Genomic DNA, 21,011 nt, shown 5'->3' on the forward strand with positions numbered 1-21,011 from the left:
GGTGGCCACAAAGCAGGCGGTTCAGGGTTGGCTGTGCCACCCCGTCAGCAACCCCGGCAGCTCGGTCAGGCTGCGAATCTCTGCATCCGGTGCACGCTCGGCATCCCAGGCTTTACCCGCCGGATTGAACCAGATTGCCCGCAAGCCAGCCTGTTGGGCGCCGGCGATGTCGTCACCCGGATGATCGCCAATGTGCACGGCGGTTTGCGCCGTGGCGCCGCCGCGTTGCAAGGCTTCGTGGAACAGCCTGGCGTCAGGCTTGGCGATGCCGATGTCCTCGGCGCACAGGGCGAACTTGAAATAATCCGCCAGTCCCAGGCGACGTACATCGGCGTTGCCATTGGTGACCACGCCGAGGGCGAAATGGTTGGCCAGAACTTCCAGCGTAGGCTGCACCTCGGGAAAGATTTCCAGTTGGTGACGGGCGTGCAGGAACGTTTCGAACGCTTCGTCCGCCAGTTCCGAGGCTCGCCACTGGTCATAACCTGCGTCTTGCAATGCACGGAACAGTACCCGTCGGCGCAGTGCGCTGATGCGGTGTTTCAGGCCGGGTTCTTCGCGCAGCACTTGCTCGCGAATGGTAAAAAGGTGCTCCACCGGCACACTGCCCAGGGTCGGGGCGTTGTCGGTCAGCCATTGGCGTAATACGGCTTCGGCGCTGGCGATCACCGGGGCTGTGTCCCACAGGGTGTCGTCGAGGTCGAAAGTGATGAGCTCGATGGTCATGATTCGTCGCCCTTGATGCGTTTGGCCCTGGGATGGGCATTGTCATAGACCGTCGCCAGGTGCTGGAAGTCCAGGTGGGTATAGATCTGTGTGGTCTTGATGTCCGAGTGACCGAGCAGCTCCTGGACGGCGCGCAGGTCCTGGGAAGACTCCAGCAGGTGGCTGGCAAAGGAATGCCTGAGCATGTGGGGATGCAGGTTTTGTCCCAGCTCGCGTTCACCAGCGGCTTTGACCCGCACCTGGATCGCCCGCGGGCCGAGGCGCCGGCCTTGTTGGCTGACAAATACCGCGTCGTCGGCCGGGTTGGTCAGCGCCCGCAACGGCAGCCACAGCTCCAGGGCCTCACGGGCTTTGCGGCCAACGGGCAGCAAACGTGTCTTGCTACCCTTGCCCAGCACTTGGACCATGCCATCGGCCAGGTCCAGTTGATCCAGGTTAAGCCCCGTCAGTTCGGAAAGGCGCAGGCCGGAGGAATAGAACAATTCGAGAATCGCCTGGTCCCGTCGCGCCAGGAAGTCATCCTCGACGGCGCCTTCCAGCAATTGCAGGGCCCGGTCGGTGTCCAGCGTCTTGGGCAATCGGCGTTCGCCCTTGGGCGGTGCCAGGCCGGTGGCCGGGTCGTGATCGCACAACCCTTCGCGGTTGAGGTAGTGGTACAGGCCCCGCACTGCTGATAACAGTCGCGCCAGGCTGCGGGAAGATTGCCCTTGTTGATGAAGGCGGGCGACCAGGCTGCGCAGGCGCTGGATGTCCAGGGCTGCCCAACTGGCGATGTTTTGCTTCTGGCACCAGGCCAAGACTTTTTCCAGGTCGCGGCGATAGGCCGACAGCGTGTGAGGCGACACCTGGCGCTCACTGCGCAGGTGTTCGCAGTAGGCGTCCAGCTGTCGTTCCATCATCAGCGTACCGAGCGCAGTGAACCAGTCATGCGCGGCAGGACCCGGCCGGTGACTTCGGCGATGTAGCTTAAAAACAATGTGCCCACCGAGCTTTTGTAGTGTTGCGGATCACGGCTGGCAATGGCCAGCACGCCATGTACGCCCTGGTGGGCGATGGCGACGACAGCGGTGGAGCCGATCTGCTTGCGCTGTTCTTCGCCGAAGAGGAAGTCCAGCTCATGTTCGCGCAGGCTGCCGCTGACGCTCTTGTCTTCCGTGAGCAAGCCGCCGATGGCTGTCTGTGCATCGGCGTGGGTTACCCAGCGCCCCACTGGCATGGCGTTATCGCCAAACAGGATCAGGCTGACAAAAGGCACCTGGAAATCCTGGCGCAGACTGTCTTCGACACTCATCACCAGGTCTTCGAGGGTGCTGGCATCCATTAGCGCCAGGATCAACCGACGGGTCTTGTCGAAGAGCCGATCGTTATCCCGGGCCACGTCCATCAGGTGTGAAAGACGATGGCGCATGTCGATGTTGCGCTCGCGCAGGATCTTCATCTGATGCTCCACCAGCGACACGGTGTCGCCGCGCCGGTGGGGGATGCGCATCGTCGCCAGCAGTTCTTCATGCTCGACGAAGAAGTCCGGGTGAGCCTCCAGATAAGCGGCCACCGCTGCGGCATCCGGATGGCTGGAGGATTCGTCGGGCTGTGGGGCTGGAACCTGTGGCTTGTCGGTCATGGGTTTGACTCACTCAAAGACGAACTTGTCCTTCGTATACACGTACTGCCGGTCCGGTCATCAGCACCGGTTGACCAGGGCCTGCCCATTCGATGGACAGGCGTCCGCCGGGCAGGTCGATCAGCAAAGGCGAATCCATCCACCCCTGGCTGATCGCGGCGACTGCCGCCGCGCAGGCGCCGGTGCCGCACGCCTGGGTTTCCCCGGCACCGCGTTCCCAGACGCGCAATTGCGCACGGTGACGGTCGATGACCTGCAGGAAACCGACATTCACCCGCGCGGGGAAGCGCGGATGATTTTCGATCTTCGGTCCCAGCTCATGCACCGGCGCGCTGTTGATATCGCTGACGCGCAAGACGGCATGGGGGTTGCCCATGGACACGGCCGCCAAATCCACTGTGATGTCGTCGACCTCCAACGGATAGCTCAAGGCCTGGGCCGGCGCTTCGAACGGAATGTCCGCCGGTATCAAGCGCGGGGCACCCATGTTGACGCCGATCTGGCCGTCGCTGCGTACATCCAGTTCGATGATGCCGCTTTTAGTCTCGACCCGAATCTGCCGTTTGGCGGTCAGGCGTTTGTCCAGCACGAAGCGGGCGAAGCAGCGCGCGCCGTTGCCGCACTGCTCGACTTCCGAACCATCGGCGTTGAAGATCCGGTAACGGAAGTCCACGTCCGGGTTGTTTGGTGCCTCGACGATCAGCAATTGGTCGAAGCCGATACCGGTGTGCCGGTCGCCCCATTGTTTGGCATGCTTGGGCAGGATGTGCGCGTGCTGGCTGACCAGGTCGAGGACCATGAAGTCATTGCCCAGGCCGTGCATCTTGGTAAAACGCAGCAGCATGGTTTTACTCCGGCAGCAGGCTTTCGCCGGCAAACAACTCGGCTACCGTCTCGCGGCGACGCACTTCGAATGCCTGATCACCGTCCACCAGCACTTCGGCGCAGCGGCCGCGGGTGTTGTAGTTGGAACTCATGACAAACCCGTAGGCACCGGCCGAATGCACGGCTAGCAGATCGCCTTCTTCCAGCGCCAGTTCCCGACCTTTGGCCAGGAAGTCACCGGTTTCGCAGATCGGGCCGACAATATCGTAGCTGCGGGTGGCGGTATCACGAGGGCGCACTGCGGTGACGTCCATCCAGGCCTGGTACAGCGCCGGGCGGATCAGGTCGTTCATCGCCGCATCGACGATGGCGAAATCCTTGTGCTCGGTGTGCTTGAGGTATTCGACCTGGGTCAACAGTACGCCGGCATTGGCAACGATGTAGCGGCCCGGTTCGAACATCAGGGCCAGGTCGCGACCGTCGAGGCGTTCACGCACAGTCTTGATGTAGTCGGCCACCAGCGGTGGCTCTTCGTCGCGGTAGCGCACGCCGACGCCGCCGCCCAGGTCGATGTGACGCAGGTAGATGCCGCAGTCGCCGAGGCGGTCGACCAGCGCCAGCAGGCGGTCGAGAGCATCGATGAAAGGTTCGAGGGTGGTCAGTTGCGAACCGATGTGGCAATCGACGCCCAGCACTTCCAGGTTCGGCAGTTGGGCGGCGCGTACGTACACATCCTCGGCGTCGGCAATGGCGATGCCGAACTTGTTTTCCTTGAGTCCGGTGGAAATGTACGGGTGGGTGCCGGCGTCGACGTCCGGGTTCACGCGCAGGGAGATCGGCGCGCGGACGCCCAGCTCGGCAGCGACCAGTTGCAGGCGCTCCAGCTCATCGGTGGATTCGATGTTGAAACAGTGCACCCCCACTTCCAGGGCGCGACGCATGTCTTCACGGGTCTTGCCGACGCCGGAAAAAACGATTTTGTCGGCGCTGCCGCCAGCGGCCAGCACGCGTTCGAGCTCTCCCCCGGAAACGATGTCAAAACCGGCGCCCAGGCGTGCCAGGACGTTGAGTACGCCGAGGTTGGAGTTGGCTTTTACGGCGAAACACACCAGGTGCGGCATACCGACGAGCGCATCGGCGAAGGCCAGATATTGAGCTTCGATATGTGCACGGGAATAAACGTAGGTTGGTGTGCCGAAACGTTCCGCGAGCGCGGACAGGGCAACCCCTTCCGCGAACAGCTCCCCGCCACGGTAGTTAAAAGCGTCCATGGCGTTCCCTTAATAAGTGGTGTGGGTATCGTGCGCGTGGGGCTTGGATTGCGACGATTTGGCCTGTTCTTCAGGGGATTTGCTGTCATCGGGCAGGTACAGCGGACCTTTTTGACCACAGGCTGTCACAAGGCAAGCAACCGCGACGAGCGCAGCAAGGGAAGAGATCAGGCGCTTCATGGCGAAATCCTTGAAAATGCATTAATTGCGCCGGAGTATACCGGCCACCCGACAGCTTGCCTATGCAACGGGGCTCCCGTCCGGCGCCGGGGGGCATTTCACAAGGCCGGCTGTCGCCGGTCGGTATATCCTTTGCAATCGCCGGGAAGCGCCCGTATCTTGCGGCGCTTGAGCATGAGCAGACATTTTCGAGGTTGCCACAATGAGTTTGACTGAAGCCCGTTTCCACGATCTGGTCGATGCGACCCAGCAAACGCTGGAGGATGTATTCGACGAAAGCGAGCTGGACATCGACCTGGAAAGCTCCGCCGGTGTACTGACCGTCAAGTTCGAAAATGGCAGCCAGTTGATTTTCAGCCGTCAGGAGCCGTTGCGGCAGTTGTGGCTGGCGGCGGTGTCCGGCGGTTTCCACTTCGACTACGACGAGGAAAGCGAGCGCTGGATGTGCGACAAGAGCGAAGAGCAACTGGGTGAGATGCTCGAGCGCATCGTCAAGCAGCAGGCCGGTGCGGAACTGGATTTCGAAGGGCTTTGACAGCGTGAGCCAGAGCGCCCCGACGCGGCCGCCCAAGCCGCTCTACAGCAACGTCAGCCCTGCGGTGCCGTCGCCCTGTACCAGCGTGTGCCGGCTTGACGAACAAAAGGTCTGCCTCGGCTGTTTCCGGCATGTGGAAGACATCCGTGAGTGGCGCTCGGCCGACGACGAGCGGCGGCGGGTCATCTGCGCCGAGGCGGCTAAACGCAAATCTCTGGTGTAATCGCCCACTGTGTGGGAGCAAGGCTTGCCCGCGATGAAGACGACGCGTTCTTCCAGAAATCGAGGCGCCTGTTTCGCGAGCAAGCTTTGCTCCCACAATCCCGGCGCCACAGTAATTCTGCTCCCCATGACAATGGGTAGATTTGGCCCGGGTTGTTTATTTATTGAGCTGTGATAGTGTCCAGCTACGCCTCAACTCATCGAGGCCCGTGAAAACCCCGTCTTTTTGTGGCGGGGTTTTGCTTTTTTCGTGCAGAACAAAGGAGTCTGCCTGAATCATGACCGCACCTTCCATCACTCTTACACGCCTGGACGTGCAACGTCTGGAGCGCCTGATCGACAGTCTTGATGACACGCTGCCGGGCGTGATTGCGTTGCAAACCGAACTGGATCGCGCCGACACCCTGGTAAGTCACGATGACGTGCCCGCCGATGTCGTGACCATGAATTCGCGTGTGCACTGCCGCGAAGAAAGCAGCGGCAAGGACTATCACCTGACCCTGGTCTATCCACAGGACGCGAATGCCGACGAAGGCAAGATATCAATCCTCGCCCCAGTGGGTAGCGCACTGTTGGGCCTGAAGGTCGGCCAGCACATTGACTGGCCGGCGCCGGGCGGCAAGACGCTGAAACTGACGTTGCTGGCGGTGGAATACCAGCCGGAAGCGGGCGGCGATTTCCACCTCTAAGCGCTTCAGACCAAAGACAGCGCCTCGTTCAGGGCTCGCTCCAGGTCAGCCTTGTAGCGCAGGTACAAATTACTTGAGCAGGCCCCATCACCTACAAGACCCGAGAGGTCCAGGTCGGTGATGTAGCAGCGATAGCGTTCCGCTTCGCGGCGCTGTTCGACGATCTCCCTGGCGACCACACGGAACAACTGGTCGCCATGTTCCAGCTCCGAAAACTCCCGCTGATCGCAATACAGGGTGACGTGCACCTGGCCATGAGTCGCTTTGCCGATGATTGCCTGCACGTCATAGAACGGCTTGTTCACTGGCGTTTGCGGCGCCTGCCGCGCCTCGATGCGCCGTGCACGCCCGCTGCCCGAGGGCAGGAGCTGGTAGTACAGGGTTTCCAGGGGCAATGGCTGGGTGGCATCCATCGGCAGCAACGCGTCGCGGCGGTACAGCACCGACTGCAGGAAGCGCTGCAGTGGCAGCAGCAGGCTGTGCTCGTCGTGATAAGGCAAGCGCTGTTGCCACAGGGCATTGAGCTCATCGAGTACGTACAGCTCAGCGTCGTCCTCGTTGACCCGGTAGAACACCTGAATGCACTCGGGCTGCCCCATGGGCAGGATCAGCGCCAGGTCGTGGTCCTCCAGGGCCATCGAGTCCAGGTGTAGCGGGCTGTAGGCCGTCAGTTCCTCGCCCAGGTAATCCATCAGCGCCGACAGGCTGCCCAGCGCCACGTGATTGACTTGGCCCGGCACCAGTTCCAGCACGTGGTAGTGCTGCTGGACCTGAAGCAGATAGCGGTGGTTGAGCCTGCTCAATAGCAAGGTCTGGGCTGTTTCGATGACTTCCTCAACCCGTCGGGCAATGAACTGCGCGCGGTTGTGGCAGAAACAGCGTACTTGCAAGCGCGGCTGGCGCTGCGTGACGGGCAGGTCGTTGAGGTAGTCGCGCAGGCAGTCGAGCAGGGCGTGCTCGCCGTCGAAGCGGTTGACCAACACTTCGTTCCAACTGTTGAGTGTGACCTGATCCAAGGTCAGCACCAGATTCTCCCGAACCCCGGCGTAGCTCAGGGAATCGGTACGCTCGGTGGTCATCAGGATATTGAGGTCACGGTGATGCTTGAGCGGGTCGACGCCGACGTTCACCAGAATCAGCACTTCGCTTGGCACGCTGGCGCGCAATAGCTGTTCTTCATCCACCGTGGTCAGCGGCAGGGCGATGGACTGTTGCAGACTGCCCAGCAGGTTGAACAGTTCGAACTCACTCAGATCGCTGCTACCTGGGTGCAGCGCCAGGCGCGTACTGCTGTCGATCACGCCGTTGCGATGGCACCAGGTCAGCAACTCCAGCAACTCGCGGCAGCGTTTGATCGGTGCGAAGTTTTCCCACTCCAGGGCGTTGAGGCTGCCGTTATACAGGCCCCACTGGTTTTGCCCGGGTTCTTTCTTGTTCGGTGACTGCACCAGCGTCAGGGTGTCTTCGGCCAGGTCAGGGGCGATGCCGGGGTTGATGAACTCGACTTTGTCGGCCTTGCGTTCGAATGCGGCATATAACCGCCGGCCCAAGACGTTGAGGTCGCGCTTGTTGATCAGGCTGACGGTTTTTTCGGTGCGGGCGAACTGGGTCAGGAAGCGGTAGCTGTAGGTCAGCTCGTTGACCAGCGCACGCCGTTCGTTGCTGACCTGACGCACTTTCCACTGGCTGCGGCTGTCCAGCAGCGCCAGTTGCCGTGGGTCCCAGCCCCATTCCCGGGCCAGACGCTCAAGCAGAACCCGTTGCCAGCCAGTGCTGCGCCCCTGGCCCGTCAGCTTGCGATTGACCTTCAGGTAAAGCGCCCTTCGCACCAGCTCCAGGCGTTCGGATTCACCCCGGGCGTTGAGGTACTCCTCGATACGACGGTAAACCACCATGTATGGATCCAGTTCTTCCAGGTCCAGGCGGTTGGCGAACACCGCCTGTTTGAAGCGCAGGCTCAGACAGCGCACGTTCGGATGTTCGCTGGCATAGACTTCGATCAGTAGCAGCTTGAGCACGGACTTGTAAGGCGACTCGATGCCCTTGAACAACTGCCAGAGGCCGGCGCCGATGAATTCTCCCGGCGGGATATAGGCCAGATGCCCCAGGTTGAGCGTTTCGTCGGCGCGGATGAAGCGTTTGGAAATCAGCGTGTGGGTGTACTGCTCATAGTTTTCTTCTTCATAGACCGGCACCAGCCACCAGATTGGCGTGCGTCCGGCCAACCAGATCGCCGTGCGGTAGAACTCGTCCAGCAGCAGGTAATGCTGGGTTGTGCCGCAATCGTCGGAACTGAGCTGAGTGTCCCGGTCGCCGCGGACAAACCGCGCCGGGTCGATCAGGAAAAAATGCGCTTCAGCGCCCTGGGTCGCCGCCCAGGTTTCCAACAGCAGGCATTTCTTGCGCAGTTCGGCCAGTTCCTCCTCGCTCAGGTCCGGACCATGGCAGACCCACACATCCATGTCGCTTTGATCGGCTTGGGCGAGGGTGCCGAGGCTGCCCATCAGGAACAGACCCAGAATCGGTCGCGGCGGATTGCTGCCGTGGCGCGGCTTGTAGGAGAACGAGCGGGTCAGCCGTTGGGCTTCGGCGAGGACGCTGGCGTCGGGCTCGTAGTTGGACAGCCCGGCAGGCGTGCCGCCCGAGACATAGCCGGGCAGTAGCGGATGGTTGACGTGGAAAAACAGCGGCAACAGCGTCAGCACGCTTTGCTGGCGGGTCGACAGACCTTCCAGGGCGCGATCCATCCGTACGGTGTTGAGTTTGAGAAAACGTGCGCGCAACTGGCTCAGGACCTTGCGGTCGATTCCCTCGTCCAGATCGGGGCGTATTTCGTGATTGCGGGTCATGTCAGCTCAAACCGGCTCGCGGCGTCGAACGTGGGAGATCACAGGTGGTGGCAGTTTAGCGCCCGAACCCCGGATTTCTTAAGCTGAAAGTATGTTTTTGACGTCAGAATTTTTACACGGGACGCAAGGGCGCCTGCGGAAACCTCGATGAAGGAGATTTCCGTGGGCGACAGGAGGAATCAGGCGGCTTCTTTTACGACGTTGAGAATGGTCAGCAGGCTTTGCACATGCTCGGCGGCATCCCGGCCCAGGCTGGTCAAGTAACCACCGTCGGACTGGGTAATCAGGTCTTTTTCGAACAGGCGTTTAGCGGCAGCGATGGCAGAGGGGGCAGCGGTCTGATGAATTTTCAGGCCTTCCTGGGAACTGTCCAGGTTGAAGAGTGCAAGGATTTCCAGTTCGGCAACCAGCTCAGGGGTAAGCGACATAAGGACTCCAGACTTTCTAGGAATTTGGACGACAGCGCCACTAAAGTGAGCGCACTCGGCCGAGCTGTCCAGTGCCAGCGTCATGCTTTTTTTGTTTTGGGTGACCGCAGGCGTAATTCGTTGTGGCGAGGGCGCTTGCTCTCGCTGGAGCGCGAAGCGGTCCCGTAGGAGCTGTCGAGTGCAACGAGGCTGCGATCTTTCCTCTGACGCTTGAGTCTCAAACGGAAGATCAAGATCAAAAGATTCCAGCCTCCGGCAGCTCCTACAGGTCGCAGCCGAGCGGGAGCAAGGGTTCAGTTCTTTTCTGGCGGCAACTCGGGAAGAGCGCGCAATGCCGTTTCGTACCACTGGGTATCGAACGCTCGGTCCTCTTCCAGGATCGCGTCAATTTCCACTGCCAGCACATGGGCCATCAGGTTGAGAATTTCTTCGCGCTCGTAACCCACCAGGGTCAATTTATTGAAAATGGCCTTCGCCGCTGGCGGGTTGTCATCTTCGATCTGGTTTTCGATGGCCTGGATCAGCGTGTTCTCGACGAACTCTTCTTCGTCGTTGTCGATGTCGGTTGGCTCGCTCATGGCAGGCTCCTTGGAGAAAGGTCGCCAGTTTACCTGCATTCAGCGCAGTGATGCGTCTGGCAAGAAACGGCTCGACGGTCTATAACGCAAGGCTGCCAACCCTGCACGGCCTGGAGGCTTTGTCATGCTCAAGCTTTATGGTTTTTCCGTCAGTAATTATTACAACATGGTCAAGCTGGCGCTGCTGGAGAAGGGCCTGCCCTTTGACGAAGTGCCGTTCTTCGGCAACCAGACCCCTGAGGCCCTGGCCATCAGCCCGCGCGGGAAAGTGCCGGTGTTGAAAACCGAACAGGGGTTTATCAACGAAACCAGTGTGATCCTCGAATACATCGAGCAAACCCAGTCGGGTAAAGCCCTGTTGCCCAGCGACCCGTTCGAGCGTGCCCAGGTCCTGGCTTTGTGCCGGGAGATTGAGCTGTATATCGAGCTGCCGGGACGGGCCTGCTATGCCGAGGCGTTTTTCGGCATGTCGGTACCCGACGCCATCAAGGAAAAAACCAAGGCCGAATTGCTCTTGGGCTTCGCCTCGCTTCACAGGCACGGTAAATTCTCACCCTACGTGGCGGGCGACAGTTTGAGCCTGGCCGATCTGTATTTTCTCTACAGTGTATCGCTGGCGTGCCAGGTGGGCCGGAAGGTGTTCGATATCGACTTGCTGGCGGATATGCCGGCGGCCAAGGGGCTGATGGAGCGCCTGGAGCAGAACCCGCACGTGCAGCGGATTGCGGCCGACAGGGATGCGGCGATGCCGGAGTTTTTGGCGATGATCGCGGCCAAGAAGTGAGTTTTTTGCTGTTCTGAAGGGCGCTATCACGAGCAGGCTCGCTCCCACATTTGATCTCCATGTGTTCACAAAATGTGTGTTCACTGAAGATCTACTGTGGGAGCGAGCCTGCTCGCGATGCTTTTAGCGGCTGGCGAGCAACGCCTGGCCGCGCACCACGGCTGCCTTGACCTGAGCAGGCGCTGTGCCGCCGATGTGGTCGCGGGCATTGACCGAACCTTCCAGGGTCAGCACCGCAAACACGTCCTGCTCGATCTGGTCGCTGAACTTGCGCAGTTCATCCAGGCTCATCTCCGCCAGGTCCTTACTGTTGTCCACGCCGTACTTCACGGCATGGCCGACGATTTCGTGGCAGTCACGAAACGGCAGGCCACGGCGTACCAGGTAATCAGCGAGGTCGGTTGCGGTGGAGAAACCGCGCAAGGCCGCTTCGCGCATCACCGCATGCTTGGGCTTGATCGCCGGGATCATGTCGGCAAAGGCCCGTAGCGAATCACGCAGAGTGTCGGCGGCGTCGAACAGCGGTTCCTTGTCTTCCTGGTTGTCCTTGTTGTAGGCCAGCGGCTGGCCTTTCATCAGGGTCAGCAGGCCCATCAGCGCACCAAATACCCGGCCGCTCTTGCCGCGTACCAGTTCCGGCACGTCGGGGTTTTTCTTTTGCGGCATGATCGAGCTACCCGTGCAGAAGCGGTCCGGCAGGTCAATGAACTGGAATTGCGCACTGGTCCACAGCACCAGTTCTTCGGAGAAGCGCGACAGGTGCATCATCGCGATGCTCGCGGCGGCGCAGAATTCGATGGCGAAATCGCGGTCCGAAACGTTATCCAGTGAGTTGCCGCCCACAGCGTCGAAGCCCAGCAACTGCGCGGTGTATTCACGATCGATCGGGTACGTGGTGCCGGCCAGCGCGGCGCTGCCCAGGGGCATGCGGTTGGTGCGTTTACGGCAATCGACCAGGCGCTCGTAGTCGCGGCTGAGCATTTCGAACCAGGCCAGCATGTGGTGCCCGAAGGTCACCGGTTGAGCGGTTTGCAGGTGTGTGAAGCCCGGCATGATGCTCTCGGCCTCGCGCTCGGCCTGCTCCAGCAAGCCTTTTTGCAGGCGGGTGATTTCGCCCAGGATCAGGTCGATTTCATCGCGCAGCCACAGGCGAATGTCGGTGGCCACCTGGTCGTTTCGGCTGCGGCCGGTGTGCAGCTTCTTGCCGGTCACGCCGATGCGATCGGTCAGGCGCGCTTCGATGTTCATGTGCACATCTTCAAGATCGACGCGCCAGTCGAACTGGCCGGCCTCGATTTCACCCTGGATGGTTTTCAGGCCATCAATGATGCTGTCGCGCTCGGCATCGGTCAGTACGCCGACCTTGGCCAGCATGGTGGCGTGGGCGATCGAGCCCATGATGTCGTGGCGATACAGGCGCTGGTCGAAGTTGACGGAGGCGGTGAAGCGGGCGACGAAGGCGTCGACGGGTTCACTGAAGCGGCCGCCCCAGGACTGATTGGTCTTGTCAGTGCTCATGAATTCGCTCGTGATCGGCTGTGGAAAAAGTAGCGGTTAAAGGCTGCGGCGGATGATAGCAGGGTTGCCGGGACTGGCGCTGGCACTGGTCGGCAGGTTTATTGCGCGCAACCTGAGCATTTAATGGGTTTTTTGCACAACGATATTTTTCGATTGAGCAATATCGGCGCGGCAACCGTCTACAGTGGACTGTAGGACTTTTACTTTTTCATCCATGGAGCATTGGACGAATAGAAGAGGGGGGCTCGTATTGGTCAGATGGAGTGTTAACAATTCCTACGGCGACGCCGTGCGACAACAGGCCTCGAGCATTGATCGGCAGGCGCGGGTAAAGATAGGTAACCGCCTCGCGGCACTTTTTGGCCCTCGAGCGAGTCTTAGCGTGGATCGCGGTGACGGATGTCACTTCCCCTGTCTACGCTATCCTTGTGCGAGACTCACGCAGGAATCCAGCGCAATATGAATGTCCTGATCGTTGATGACGAACCACTGGCCCGTGAGCGCCTGAGCCGAATGGTTGGCGAACTCGAGGGTTACAGTGTCCTGGAGCCGAGCGCCACCAATGGCGAAGAGGCGTTAGCCCTTATTGACAGCCACAAGCCGGATATCGTGCTGCTCGACATACGCATGCCTGGCCTGGACGGTTTGCAGATAGCAGCGAAGTTGTGCGAGCGCGAGTCACCGCCCGCGGTGGTGTTCTGCACCACTCGAGACGACTTCCCGCCCGAGGTATTGCAGGCCGGCGCCGTGGGCTATCTGATCAAGCCGGTCTCTGCCGAGGCGCTGGTCGAGGCCTTGCGCAAGGCCGAGCGTCCCAACCGGGTGCAGCTGGCGGCGTTGACCCGTCCGGCCGCCGAAAGCGGCAGCGGCCCGCGCAGCCACATCAGTGCGCGTACTCGTAAAGGCATCGAATTGATCCCGTTGAATCAGGTGGTCTATTTTATCGCCGACCATAAATACGTGACCTTGCGTCACGAGAGCGGCGAGGTGCTGCTGGACGAGCCACTCAAGGCCCTTGAAGACGAGTTCGGTGAACGCTTCGTGCGCATCCACCGCAATGCCCTCGTGGCTCGCGAGCGTATCGAGCGTTTGCAGCGCACACCGCTTGGGCATTTCCAGCTGTTTCTCAAAGGCCTCAATGGCGACGCGCTGATTGTCAGCCGGCGACATGTGGCCGGCGTACGGAAGATGATGCAACAGCTTTAGCTCGAGGTTCCAAGGCGTTCACCCCGTTCAGCGCGTTCCATTACCAGGACATTGGCGGCCAGGGAGGCCTTGGGGTCGTGATTCAAGTCAAAGCGAATTTGGCTGAGCTGTTATTATCCGCCGTATCTTTTAAGTACGGATTGATCCATGTCCCCTCGCGAGATCCGCATCGCCACCCGTAAAAGCGCCCTGGCCCTCTGGCAGGCCGAATACGTCAAAGCCCGTTTGGAGGAGGCCCATCCCGGCCTGATCGTGACGCTGGTGCCCATGGTCAGTCGCGGCGACAAGCTGCTGGACTCGCCGCTGTCGAAAATCGGCGGCAAGGGTCTGTTCGTCAAAGAGCTGGAAACTGCGCTGCTGGACAACGAAGCCGACATCGCCGTGCATTCGATGAAAGACGTCCCCATGGACTTTCCTGAAGGCCTGGGCCTGTTTTGCATCTGCGAGCGTGAAGATCCGCGCGATGCGTTCGTTTCCAACACGTTTGCAAGCCTTGATGCGTTGCCTGCCGGGAGCGTCGTCGGCACATCCAGCCTGCGTCGCCAGGCGCAGTTACTGACCCGCCGCCCAGACCTGCAAATCCGCTTTCTGCGGGGCAACGTCAATACGCGCCTGGCCAAACTCGATGCCGGTGAGTACGACGCGATTATCCTTGCCGCCGCCGGCTTGATCCGCCTCGGCTTTGAAGATCGCATCACTTCGGCCATCAGCGTCGATGACAGCCTGCCAGCCGGTGGTCAGGGAGCGGTGGGCATTGAATGTCGCAGCGCCGACAGCGAAATCCATGCCCTGTTGGCACCGCTGCATCACGACGACACGGCCATTCGGGTTTTCGCCGAACGCGCCCTCAACAAACACCTCAATGGCGGTTGCCAGGTGCCGATCGCCTGTTACGCCGTATTGGAAGGCGAGCAGGTCTGGTTGCGCGGTCTGGTGGGTGATCCGAACGGTGGCCGACTGCTCAGCGCCGAGGCCCGGGCGCCGCGCCGCGATGCCGAGGCGCTGGGTGTGCGGGTAGCCGAAGACCTCCTCCGCCAGGGCGCTGACGACATTCTCAAGAAGGTCTACGGCGAGGCGGGCCACGCGTGACGGGTTGGCGACTGCTGCTGACCCGGCCGGTTGACGAGTCGTCGGCCCTGGCGGCTGTCCTGGCCGAGGCCGGGGTCTACAGCAGCAGCCTGCCGTTGCTGGATATCGAGCCGGTCCCTATGTCCGACGCCATGCGGGAGACTTTTCAACGGCTGGACCAGTACTGTGCCGTGATTGTGGTCAGTAAACCCGCCGCACGTTTGTGTGTGGAGTTGCTGCGCCAATATTGGCCCCAGCCGCCGGACCAGCCATGGTTCAGTGTGGGGGCGGCCACCGGGCGGATCCTTACCGATGCCGGCCTCACTGTGTTTTATCCCGACAACGGCGACGACAGCGAAGCCTTGCTGGAGCATCTGGTGCTACGCCAGGCTATCACCCGACCTAATCCCAAGGTTTTGATTGTGCGTGGCGAGGGCGGGCGCGGCTTGCTGGCGGAGCGCTTGCGCGAGCAAGGTGCTAGTGTCGATTATCTGGAGCTGTACCGACGCAGCCTGCCGCATTACCGGGAAGGTGAGTTGGCGGCAAGAGTCAAAGCGGAACGCTTGAACGCGCTGGTGGTCAGCAGTGGGCAGAGCTTCGAGCATCTGCAGCGGTTGGCTGGCGACGCGTGGCCCGCGTTGGCGCGGTTACCGTTGTTTGTTCCAAGCCCAAGGGTTGCCGAGATGGCCCGCGCCGCCGGAGCCCGAACAGTGGTGGATTGCCGTGGCGCCAGTGCCGCGGCTTTGCTGGCGGCGTTACGGGATCAGTCCGTGCCGTTTTCTAATGCAAAGGATGGATACGTGAGCGAAACAGCCTTGCCAAAAGATCAAGACCAACCCGCGATCGATACGCCGGTTGAAACCCCGGCTGTGAAGGCGCCGCGTCGCGGCAACGGGCTGGCCATTATTGCGTTGTTGTTGGGCGCCGCCGGCGTGGCCGTTGGTGGCTGGGGCGTGTGGCAGGTGCGTCACCTGCAAGCCAATAACCAGCAGCAGTCCGCCCAGGTTCAGGCGCTCAATGATCAGGCTCAGTCCCTCAAGCTCAATGAGCAACGCCTGAGTGAACGCCTGGCTCAATTGCCGGCGGCGCAAGAGCTGGAAGAGCGTCGGCGTCAGGTCGCCCAGTTACAAGGTGATCAGCAGCGGCTGAACCAGCGCCTGGAAACCGTGCTCGGGGCCAGCCGCAAGGATTGGCGCCTGGCCGAAGCCGAACATCTGCTGCGCCTTGCCAGCCTGCGTCTTTCCGCCCTGCAGGACATCAGCAGCGCCCAGGCGCTGGTCCAGGGCGCTGACGAAATCCTGCGTGAGCAGAACGACCCCGGCTCGTTCGCCGCTCGCGAGCAACTGGCCAAGACACTTGCTGCATTGCGTAGTACCGAACAGCCGGATCGCACCGGGCTTTTCCTGCAGTTGGGGGCCTTGCGTGACCAGGTGCTGCAACTCACCGAGCTGGCACCCGAATACAAGGATCGTGGTGAGTCGTTGCTGGGTTTGACCGCCGATGGCGATGGCGCCAGCCGCTGGGCACAGTGGTGGGACCAGATATCGCGCTATATCCGTATCGACTTCAACGCGGATGAGAACGTCCGTCCGCTCCTGGCCGGGCAGAGCCTGGTGCAGGTGCGCCTGGCCCTGAGCCTGGCATTGGAACAGGCGCAATGGGCGGCTCTCAACGGCCAAGCGCCGGTGTACACCCAGGCCCTGGCTGAAGCGCGTGACGTGCTCAAGAACAACTTCAACCAGGACAACCCGCAAAGCAAAGTCATGCTCGAGCGCGTGGTCGAGCTGGCCGAACAACCGGTGACGGTGGTGACCCCGGACCTCACAGGAACCCTGAGCAGCGTTCAGGCCTATCTGGAGCGCCGCAACCTGAACGCCGAAGAGTCGGTCAAGCCGCTGGCCAAACCTGATGGGCAGGAGACCACGCCATGAAGCGGCTCTACGTGATTGTGTTCGTGGTCATCGCTGTCGCTGCTTTGCTGGGCGTGGCGATCGCCGAGCATTCAGGTTACGTGTTGGTGGCATATAAGAACTTCCGCTACGAAGCCGGCCTTTGGGTCACCCTGGCATTGGTAGCAGTGCTCTGGCTGGTGTGGCGGGGCCTTAGCGCCCTGATCGGGCTGGTGACGACTTCCACTGGCGTGGTCAACCCGTGGTCGCGACGCAACCGCAGTCGTCGTGTGCAAGTGGCAATTGAGCACGGTCAATTGGACCTGGCCGAAGGTCGCTGGGCCAGTGCCCAACGGCACCTGCATCGTGCCGCCGAAGCCGAGCGCCAACCATTGCTGTATTACCTCGGTGCCGCCCGGGCGGCCAATGAGCAAGGTCTTTACGATCAGAGCGACAGTCTGTTGGAACGAGCCCTTGAGCGTCAGCCCCAGGCCGAACTGGCGATTGCCCTGACGCACGCACAATTGCAGATGGACCGAGGTGACACCGACGGTGCGTTGAGTACGCTGCAGGCCATGCATGATCGCCATCCACATAACGCCCAGACCCTGCGCCAGTTGCAGCGCCTGCACCAGCAGCGCGGTGATTGGTCGGCGGTGGTTCGGCTGTTGCCGGAGTTGCGCAAGGACAAGGTGCTGCCACCGGCTGAGCTGGCTGAACTGGAGCGTCGGGCCTGGGGCGAAAACCTCACCTTGGCGGCCCACCGTGACGAAGACGGCAGTGTCGGGTTGCAATCGCTTAACCGTGCCTGGCAGCAACTGACATCTGCACAACGCCAGGAGTCGGCTCTGGTGCTGGCCTATGCCGAGCAACTGCGTCAACTCGGAGCACAGGCCGAGGCCGAAGAGGTGCTGCGGGCTGCGCTCAAGCGTCACTATGACAGTCACCTGGCGCGCTTGTACGGGTTGGTCCGCGGCAATGATCCAGGCCGTCAACTGCAAGCGGCCGAAGGCTGGCTCAAGGATCATCCGAGCGACCCTGGTCTGCTGCTGACGTTGGGGCGTCTGTGCCTGCAAAACAGTTTATGGGGCAAGGCACGGGATTATCTGGAAAGCAGTTTGCGCCTGCAGCGTAATCCCGAGGCCTGCGCCGAACTGGCGCGCTTGCTGGCGCAACTGGGGGATGCCGAGCGCAGCAATCAGCTCTTCCAAGAAGGGTTGGGGTTGCTGGACGAGCGTTTGCTTGCCGCGCCGCTGCCGGTCCCGGCTCAGGTCTTGGCCACTTGAGAGAAGGAAATCGCTCTTGAGTTCGATATGAATCATCGTGGCGAGGGAGCTTGCTCCCGCTCGGCTGCGCAGCAGTCGTAAACCTGCCGGCTGTTTCCCTCTCGATGCACCGGGCTGAATGGTTTGGGGGCGGCTGCGCCACCCAGCGGGAGCAAGTTCCCTCGGCAGGTGTTATTGACGCCCCTAAAGGCTTTAGCAATGCCTTCGGTAAAGTCCTACAGCAAACTGCGCTTAATCTGCTCTTGTCTGTCGGGAATTCCCTACACCCTTGGTGAAGTGTCTGCACGGGCCCGCCTTGAAAGGCTCAAGGGCTTTCCTCTACCGTAACTGCCTGTCTCTTCTGTTACGGAACTGCCATGTCTTTGGCCTGCTCACGCTTCTTGTTTTTCATGGCTTTCGTCGCCTCCGCCCTGGTTTTGGGCATCGCCAGTTATCTGGAATACTCGGTAGGTCTGACGCCTTGCAGCCTGTGTGTTTTGCAGCGGTTGTGCCTGACGCTGTTCTTGATGAACTGTCTCGCCGCATGTCTGCAGGGGCCTGGCCAGAAGGGCAGCATCTTCTACGGGGCGATGGGGCTGGTTTTCGCGTCGGGAGGATTGACGCTGGCATGGCGTCAGGTTCTGGTGCAAAGCGATTCGCTCGAGCAGTTGCCCGATTGTATCGCTCACCTGAAGGGGACTGATTCGTGGTGGGGTGCCGTGCATCGTGTGCTCGACGGTGCGATCGACTGCGCGAGTATCACCTGGACGCTGTTCGACCTGAGTCTGCCCGAATGGAGCCTGCTGTTTTTTCTTGCCGTGTCTATTGTGATGTCCTATCTGTTGCTGCGCCTTGTCTGGAACGCCCTGATACGACCGCTCAGCGGCGCAACGTCGCAGCTGGTCCGGGTCATGGATTAAACACTTGTATGAACTTTATCTCCTGCGTACCTTGAAGCGGTTGTCGTGCGGGCATAATCTGGCCCGCACGTGTTATTGGAATTATGCCGCTCGATCATGTTGTGTCTGGCTTGTCCCTGATCATTTCAGGCGGTGCACAGGCTGCGAGGGGCATGACTCACAAGGGAAGAAATCACCATGCTCGAAAGTTGTCAGAATGCTCAGGAACGCTGGGGTGGGGTGCATCTGCTGATCGACCGCTGGTTGCAGGAGCGTCACGAACTGGTTCGGGCCTATGATGCTCTCGGCGACAAGCCTGAAGCGCTGAGTGAAAGCCGCAAGCCGTTGCAGGAGTTCTGCGGTGTGCTGGTCGACTATGTGTCTGCCGGCCATTTCGAGATATACGAGCAACTGACGAGCGAGGCCAAGGCCTTCAACGACAAGCGCGGTCTGGAGCTTGCCGAGAAAATCTACCCGCGTATCGATGTCATCACCGAAAAGCTGTTGGCCTTCAACGATCTGTGCGATGAAGGCAAATGCGTAGCGGAAAAATTCAAGGAGCTGGGTGGCTTGCTGCATGAGCGTTTCGAGCTGGAGGACTGCTTGATCGAGGTGCTGCACAACGCCCACAAGGAAGTCACTGCAGTCCAGGCGTGAAGGACTTTACGGCATAAAAAAACGGTGCGCATTGCGCACCGTTTTTCGTTGGGTCGGACTCAGGTTGTCACGCCCAACAACTCGATTTCAAACACCAGCGGGGTGAGCGGTGGGATGACATCCCCGGCTCCCTCGGCACCGTAGGCCAGGGTCGAAGGAATCACCAGTCGCCACTTCGCGCCAACCGGCATTTGCGGCAACGCACTGCGCCAGCCGTCAATCACGCTGTCGAGACTGAACCACTGCGCTTGCCCGTTGGAGTCAAATACAGTGCCGTCCGGCAATCGCCCGACATACAACACCTTGACTCTGCCGTGAGGGCCGGCCGTGGCGCCGTTGCCGGGCTTGAGTTCGGTTAGCAGGATGCCGTCGGCCAGTTGCTGGACGCCGGGCCGTTTTTTTTCCTCATCAAGAAACTGCTGCTCCGTATTCAGTGCAGCTTCGATCTGCGGCGTCGCCGGTGACGACGTCAGCTGTGCCTGATGGTCGGCCAGTATCTGTTCGATGCGCTCATCCTTCAGGGCCAGCGGTTTGCCCAGATAGGCCTGTTGCAGACCCTCGACCAAAGCCTGGATCTGCAGGTCGGGCACATCCTGGCGCAGGCGCTCACCCAGGCTTGCCCCCAGGCTGTACGCCAGGTCATGAGCGTCGTTTGCGCTGGTTTTTTCTGCGGCCTGAGCCATGGACCAAGCCATGCACAGGAATAAAAACAAGTGACGCGACATGTAGTGTTCTCCGGCCTCGAATCGAGGGGATTATGCCAGTGCCGACACCCGCCAAGGTGGATTGCCCTGGCAGTGGCGTAGAAGTTTTTTCGTGCCTTGCAACGCAACGGCTTGTGTACTGTCAACATGCCCTAGCGGCGGTTGCAGCAGAGGTCTAGTATGAGCCGCACTCACGTCAGTCAGGAGGTAAACCATGTCGGCCACCAAGAAGCCTGTAAACACTCCGTTGCACCTGCTCCAACAACTTTCGGGCAGCCTGCTCGAGCATCTGGAAAACGCCTGCTCCCAAGCCTTGGCTGATGCTGAAAAACTGCTCGCCAAACTGGAAAAACAACGCGGCAAGGCGCAGGAAAAACTGCACAAGTCGCGCACCAAGCTCCAGGACGCGGCCTCCGCTGGCAAGGCCAAGGCACAAGCCAAGGCCAAAGACGCTGTGAAAGAACTCGAAGACCTGCTCGATGCCTTGAAGGATCGCCAGTCCGAAACCCGTGCCTACATTCTGCAACTCAAGCGTGATGCGCAGGAAAGCCTGAAACTGGCCCAAGGCGTCGGCCGTGTGCAAGAAGCCGTGGGCAAGGTGCTGAGTCTTCGTGCTGCCAAGCCTGCCGCTGTATCGGCCAGGAAGCCGGCCGCTAAACCTGTCGCGGCAAAAACACCGGCCAAAGTAGTCGCCAAACCGGCCGCAAAAGCGCCGGCCAAAGCAACGAGCAAACCAGCCGCCAAGCCGGCCGTGAAAAAACCGGTTGCTGCCAGTGCTGCAAAACCCGCTGCGAGAAAAACTGCAGTCAAAGCTGTCGCCAAGCCGGCGACCAAAGTTGCTGCCAAGCCCGCTGCTAAACCTGTTGCCAAGAGCGTCGCCAAACCGACCGCTAAAACAGCCGCCGCCAAGCCCGCAGCGACAAAAACCGCCGCGGCTAAACCGGCTGCCAAGCCGGCTGCTACAAAAACGGCTGCTGCCAAGCCCGCCGCCAAACCGGCTGCCAAGCCAGCCGCTGCCAAAGCGCCCGCCAAAGTTGCAGCTAAACCGGCTGCCAAGCCAGCCGCTGCCAAAGCGCCCGCCAAAGTTGCAGCTAAAC

Annotated in this window: 22 protein-coding genes and 1 pseudogene; 12 read left to right on the top strand and 11 right to left on the bottom strand. The window is 60.8% G+C overall.

Going from position 1 to position 21,011, the window contains the following annotated elements; genetic code table 11:
• Positions 1 to 21: 21 nt before the first annotated feature.
• From MA884_RS07410 to MA884_RS07435, 6 genes are read right to left on the bottom strand one after another with little or no spacing between them, the layout of a single operon-like run.
• Positions 22 to 726 (bottom strand): HAD family hydrolase, encoded by a 705-nt coding sequence (locus tag MA884_RS07410; protein WP_256229791.1) that lies wholly within the window; start codon positions 724 to 726, stop codon positions 22 to 24.
• The gene (gene xerC, locus MA884_RS07415) at positions 723 to 1,622 is read right to left on the bottom strand and encodes a tyrosine recombinase XerC (protein ID WP_256230013.1); all 900 of its coding nucleotides are present in this window, start codon (positions 1,620 to 1,622) and stop codon (positions 723 to 725) included. The genes MA884_RS07410 and xerC overlap by 4 nt, the downstream gene beginning before the upstream one ends.
• A 2-nt stretch (positions 1,623 to 1,624) precedes the next feature.
• Entirely contained in the window at positions 1,625 to 2,347 is a 723-nt protein-coding gene (locus tag MA884_RS07420) for a DUF484 family protein (RefSeq protein WP_256229792.1), read from the bottom strand.
• A 13-nt stretch (positions 2,348 to 2,360) separates the two neighbouring features.
• Complete coding sequence (gene dapF / locus MA884_RS07425) at positions 2,361 to 3,191, bottom strand: diaminopimelate epimerase (protein ID WP_256229794.1); 831 nt, start codon at positions 3,189 to 3,191, stop codon at positions 2,361 to 2,363.
• A 4-nt stretch (positions 3,192 to 3,195) separates the two neighbouring features.
• Positions 3,196 to 4,443, bottom strand: a complete 1,248-nt coding sequence (gene lysA / locus MA884_RS07430) for a diaminopimelate decarboxylase (RefSeq protein ID WP_256229795.1) — start codon at positions 4,441 to 4,443, stop codon at positions 3,196 to 3,198.
• Positions 4,444 to 4,452: 9 nt separating this feature from the next.
• The gene (locus MA884_RS07435; RefSeq protein WP_256229796.1) at positions 4,453 to 4,623 is read right to left on the bottom strand and encodes a lipoprotein; all 171 of its coding nucleotides are present in this window, start codon (positions 4,621 to 4,623) and stop codon (positions 4,453 to 4,455) included.
• Positions 4,624 to 4,825: 202 nt separating this feature from the next.
• On the opposite strand from MA884_RS07435, the gene cyaY reads away from it, so the two are divergent.
• From cyaY to rnk, 3 genes are all read left to right on the top strand, one after another.
• The gene (cyaY, locus tag MA884_RS07440) at positions 4,826 to 5,158 is read left to right on the top strand and encodes an iron donor protein CyaY (protein WP_256229797.1); all 333 of its coding nucleotides are present in this window, start codon (positions 4,826 to 4,828) and stop codon (positions 5,156 to 5,158) included.
• 4 nt (positions 5,159 to 5,162) lie between these two features.
• A complete protein-coding gene (locus MA884_RS07445; RefSeq protein ID WP_256229798.1) occupies positions 5,163 to 5,381 on the top strand; it encodes a DUF1289 domain-containing protein in 219 nt (72 codons plus the stop codon).
• A 277-nt stretch (positions 5,382 to 5,658) separates the two neighbouring features.
• Positions 5,659 to 6,069, top strand: coding sequence for a nucleoside diphosphate kinase regulator (gene rnk / locus MA884_RS07450; protein WP_256229799.1), 411 nt, complete (start codon positions 5,659 to 5,661; stop codon positions 6,067 to 6,069).
• A gap of 5 nt (positions 6,070 to 6,074) precedes the next feature.
• Here rnk and MA884_RS07455 read toward each other — a convergent pair whose 3' ends face one another.
• From MA884_RS07455 to MA884_RS07465, 3 genes are all read right to left on the bottom strand, one after another.
• On the bottom strand, positions 6,075 to 8,918 hold the full coding sequence (locus tag MA884_RS07455; protein ID WP_256229800.1) for a class I adenylate cyclase: 2,844 nt from the start codon (positions 8,916 to 8,918) through the stop codon (positions 6,075 to 6,077).
• A 179-nt stretch (positions 8,919 to 9,097) separates the two neighbouring features.
• Positions 9,098 to 9,346, bottom strand: coding sequence for a TIGR02647 family protein (locus MA884_RS07460; protein ID WP_047226127.1), 249 nt, complete (start codon positions 9,344 to 9,346; stop codon positions 9,098 to 9,100).
• Positions 9,347 to 9,639: 293 nt separating this feature from the next.
• A complete protein-coding gene (locus MA884_RS07465; protein ID WP_256229802.1) occupies positions 9,640 to 9,924 on the bottom strand; it encodes a hypothetical protein in 285 nt (94 codons plus the stop codon).
• Positions 9,925 to 10,048: 124 nt separating this feature from the next.
• Here MA884_RS07465 and MA884_RS07470 point away from each other — a divergent pair, with 124 nt between their 5' ends.
• Positions 10,049 to 10,708, top strand: coding sequence for a glutathione S-transferase family protein (locus MA884_RS07470; protein ID WP_256229804.1), 660 nt, complete (start codon positions 10,049 to 10,051; stop codon positions 10,706 to 10,708).
• 123 nt (positions 10,709 to 10,831) lie between these two features.
• On the opposite strand, the gene argH is transcribed toward MA884_RS07470, so the two are convergent.
• Positions 10,832 to 12,226 (bottom strand): argininosuccinate lyase, encoded by a 1,395-nt coding sequence (argH, locus tag MA884_RS07475; protein ID WP_256229805.1) that lies wholly within the window; start codon positions 12,224 to 12,226, stop codon positions 10,832 to 10,834.
• Positions 12,227 to 12,685: 459 nt separating this feature from the next.
• Between argH and MA884_RS07485 the strand changes: the two genes are divergently transcribed.
• From MA884_RS07485 to rsd, 7 genes and pseudogenes are all read left to right on the top strand, one after another.
• Positions 12,686 to 13,432 carry a LytTR family DNA-binding domain-containing protein gene (locus MA884_RS07485; protein WP_256229806.1) on the top strand — a complete coding sequence of 249 codons (747 nt, stop codon included), beginning with the start codon at positions 12,686 to 12,688 and terminating at the stop codon, positions 13,430 to 13,432.
• A gap of 147 nt (positions 13,433 to 13,579) precedes the next feature.
• On the top strand, positions 13,580 to 14,521 hold the full coding sequence (gene hemC / locus MA884_RS07490) for a hydroxymethylbilane synthase (protein ID WP_256229807.1): 942 nt from the start codon (positions 13,580 to 13,582) through the stop codon (positions 14,519 to 14,521).
• A pseudogene (locus tag MA884_RS07495) lies at positions 14,518 to 15,264 on the top strand (uroporphyrinogen-III synthase); the annotation flags it as partial. The gene hemC and the pseudogene MA884_RS07495, both read left to right, overlap by 4 nt.
• A 36-nt stretch (positions 15,265 to 15,300) precedes the next feature.
• Complete coding sequence (locus tag MA884_RS07500) at positions 15,301 to 16,431, top strand: uroporphyrinogen-III C-methyltransferase (protein ID WP_256230014.1); 1,131 nt, start codon at positions 15,301 to 15,303, stop codon at positions 16,429 to 16,431.
• Positions 16,428 to 17,675 (top strand): heme biosynthesis protein HemY, encoded by a 1,248-nt coding sequence (locus MA884_RS07505; RefSeq protein ID WP_256229809.1) that lies wholly within the window; start codon positions 16,428 to 16,430, stop codon positions 17,673 to 17,675. The genes MA884_RS07500 and MA884_RS07505 overlap by 4 nt, the downstream gene beginning before the upstream one ends.
• Positions 17,676 to 18,031: 356 nt before the next feature.
• Entirely contained in the window at positions 18,032 to 18,574 is a 543-nt protein-coding gene (locus MA884_RS07510) for a disulfide bond formation protein B (RefSeq protein ID WP_256229810.1), read from the top strand.
• Positions 18,575 to 18,751: 177 nt separating this feature from the next.
• The gene (rsd, locus tag MA884_RS07515; RefSeq protein ID WP_256229811.1) at positions 18,752 to 19,210 is read left to right on the top strand and encodes a sigma D regulator; all 459 of its coding nucleotides are present in this window, start codon (positions 18,752 to 18,754) and stop codon (positions 19,208 to 19,210) included.
• Between the two features lie 59 nt (positions 19,211 to 19,269).
• Here the strand turns inward: rsd and MA884_RS07520 are convergent, their stop codons facing one another.
• Positions 19,270 to 19,935: an FKBP-type peptidyl-prolyl cis-trans isomerase gene (locus MA884_RS07520; protein WP_256229812.1), complete on the bottom strand. Its 666-nt coding sequence runs from the start codon at positions 19,933 to 19,935 to the stop codon at positions 19,270 to 19,272.
• A gap of 193 nt (positions 19,936 to 20,128) precedes the next feature.
• Here MA884_RS07520 and MA884_RS07525 point away from each other — a divergent pair.
• Positions 20,129 to 21,011: AlgP family protein (locus MA884_RS07525; protein ID WP_256229813.1), on the top strand; the 883-nt coding region annotated here is incomplete at its 3' end.

It is taken from the genome of Pseudomonas sp. Q11, assembly GCF_024494355.1.
In the GTDB taxonomy this organism is placed as follows: domain Bacteria; phylum Pseudomonadota; class Gammaproteobacteria; order Pseudomonadales; family Pseudomonadaceae; genus Aquipseudomonas; species Aquipseudomonas hefeiensis.

Excerpts from the sequence above, each read along its gene's own strand:
- MA884_RS07435 (WP_256229796.1), bottom strand. The coding sequence starts at position 4,623 with ATGAAGCGCCTGATCTCTTCCCTTGCTGCGCTCGTCGCGGTTGCTTGC.
- cyaY (WP_256229797.1), top strand. The coding sequence starts at position 4,826 with ATGAGTTTGACTGAAGCCCGTTTCCACGATCTGGTCGATGCGACCCAG.
- lysA (WP_256229795.1), bottom strand. The coding sequence starts at position 4,443 with ATGGACGCTTTTAACTACCGTGGCGGGGAGCTGTTCGCGGAAGGGGTT.
- MA884_RS07520 (WP_256229812.1), bottom strand. The coding sequence starts at position 19,935 with ATGTCGCGTCACTTGTTTTTATTCCTGTGCATGGCTTGGTCCATGGCT.
- MA884_RS07455 (WP_256229800.1), bottom strand. The coding sequence starts at position 8,918 with ATGACCCGCAATCACGAAATACGCCCCGATCTGGACGAGGGAATCGAC.
- MA884_RS07470 (WP_256229804.1), top strand. The coding sequence starts at position 10,049 with ATGCTCAAGCTTTATGGTTTTTCCGTCAGTAATTATTACAACATGGTC.
- dapF (WP_256229794.1), bottom strand. The coding sequence starts at position 3,191 with ATGCTGCTGCGTTTTACCAAGATGCACGGCCTGGGCAATGACTTCATG.
- xerC (WP_256230013.1), bottom strand. The coding sequence starts at position 1,622 with ATGGAACGACAGCTGGACGCCTACTGCGAACACCTGCGCAGTGAGCGC.
- MA884_RS07420 (WP_256229792.1), bottom strand. The coding sequence starts at position 2,347 with ATGACCGACAAGCCACAGGTTCCAGCCCCACAGCCCGACGAATCCTCC.
- MA884_RS07460 (WP_047226127.1), bottom strand. The coding sequence starts at position 9,346 with ATGTCGCTTACCCCTGAGCTGGTTGCCGAACTGGAAATCCTTGCACTC.
- MA884_RS07485 (WP_256229806.1), top strand. The coding sequence starts at position 12,686 with ATGAATGTCCTGATCGTTGATGACGAACCACTGGCCCGTGAGCGCCTG.
- argH (WP_256229805.1), bottom strand. The coding sequence starts at position 12,226 with ATGAGCACTGACAAGACCAATCAGTCCTGGGGCGGCCGCTTCAGTGAA.
- MA884_RS07510 (WP_256229810.1), top strand. The coding sequence starts at position 18,032 with ATGTCTTTGGCCTGCTCACGCTTCTTGTTTTTCATGGCTTTCGTCGCC.
- MA884_RS07505 (WP_256229809.1), top strand. The coding sequence starts at position 16,428 with ATGAAGCGGCTCTACGTGATTGTGTTCGTGGTCATCGCTGTCGCTGCT.
- hemC (WP_256229807.1), top strand. The coding sequence starts at position 13,580 with ATGTCCCCTCGCGAGATCCGCATCGCCACCCGTAAAAGCGCCCTGGCC.
- rnk (WP_256229799.1), top strand. The coding sequence starts at position 5,659 with ATGACCGCACCTTCCATCACTCTTACACGCCTGGACGTGCAACGTCTG.
- MA884_RS07410 (WP_256229791.1), bottom strand. The coding sequence starts at position 726 with ATGACCATCGAGCTCATCACTTTCGACCTCGACGACACCCTGTGGGAC.
- rsd (WP_256229811.1), top strand. The coding sequence starts at position 18,752 with ATGCTCGAAAGTTGTCAGAATGCTCAGGAACGCTGGGGTGGGGTGCAT.
- MA884_RS07465 (WP_256229802.1), bottom strand. The coding sequence starts at position 9,924 with ATGAGCGAGCCAACCGACATCGACAACGACGAAGAAGAGTTCGTCGAG.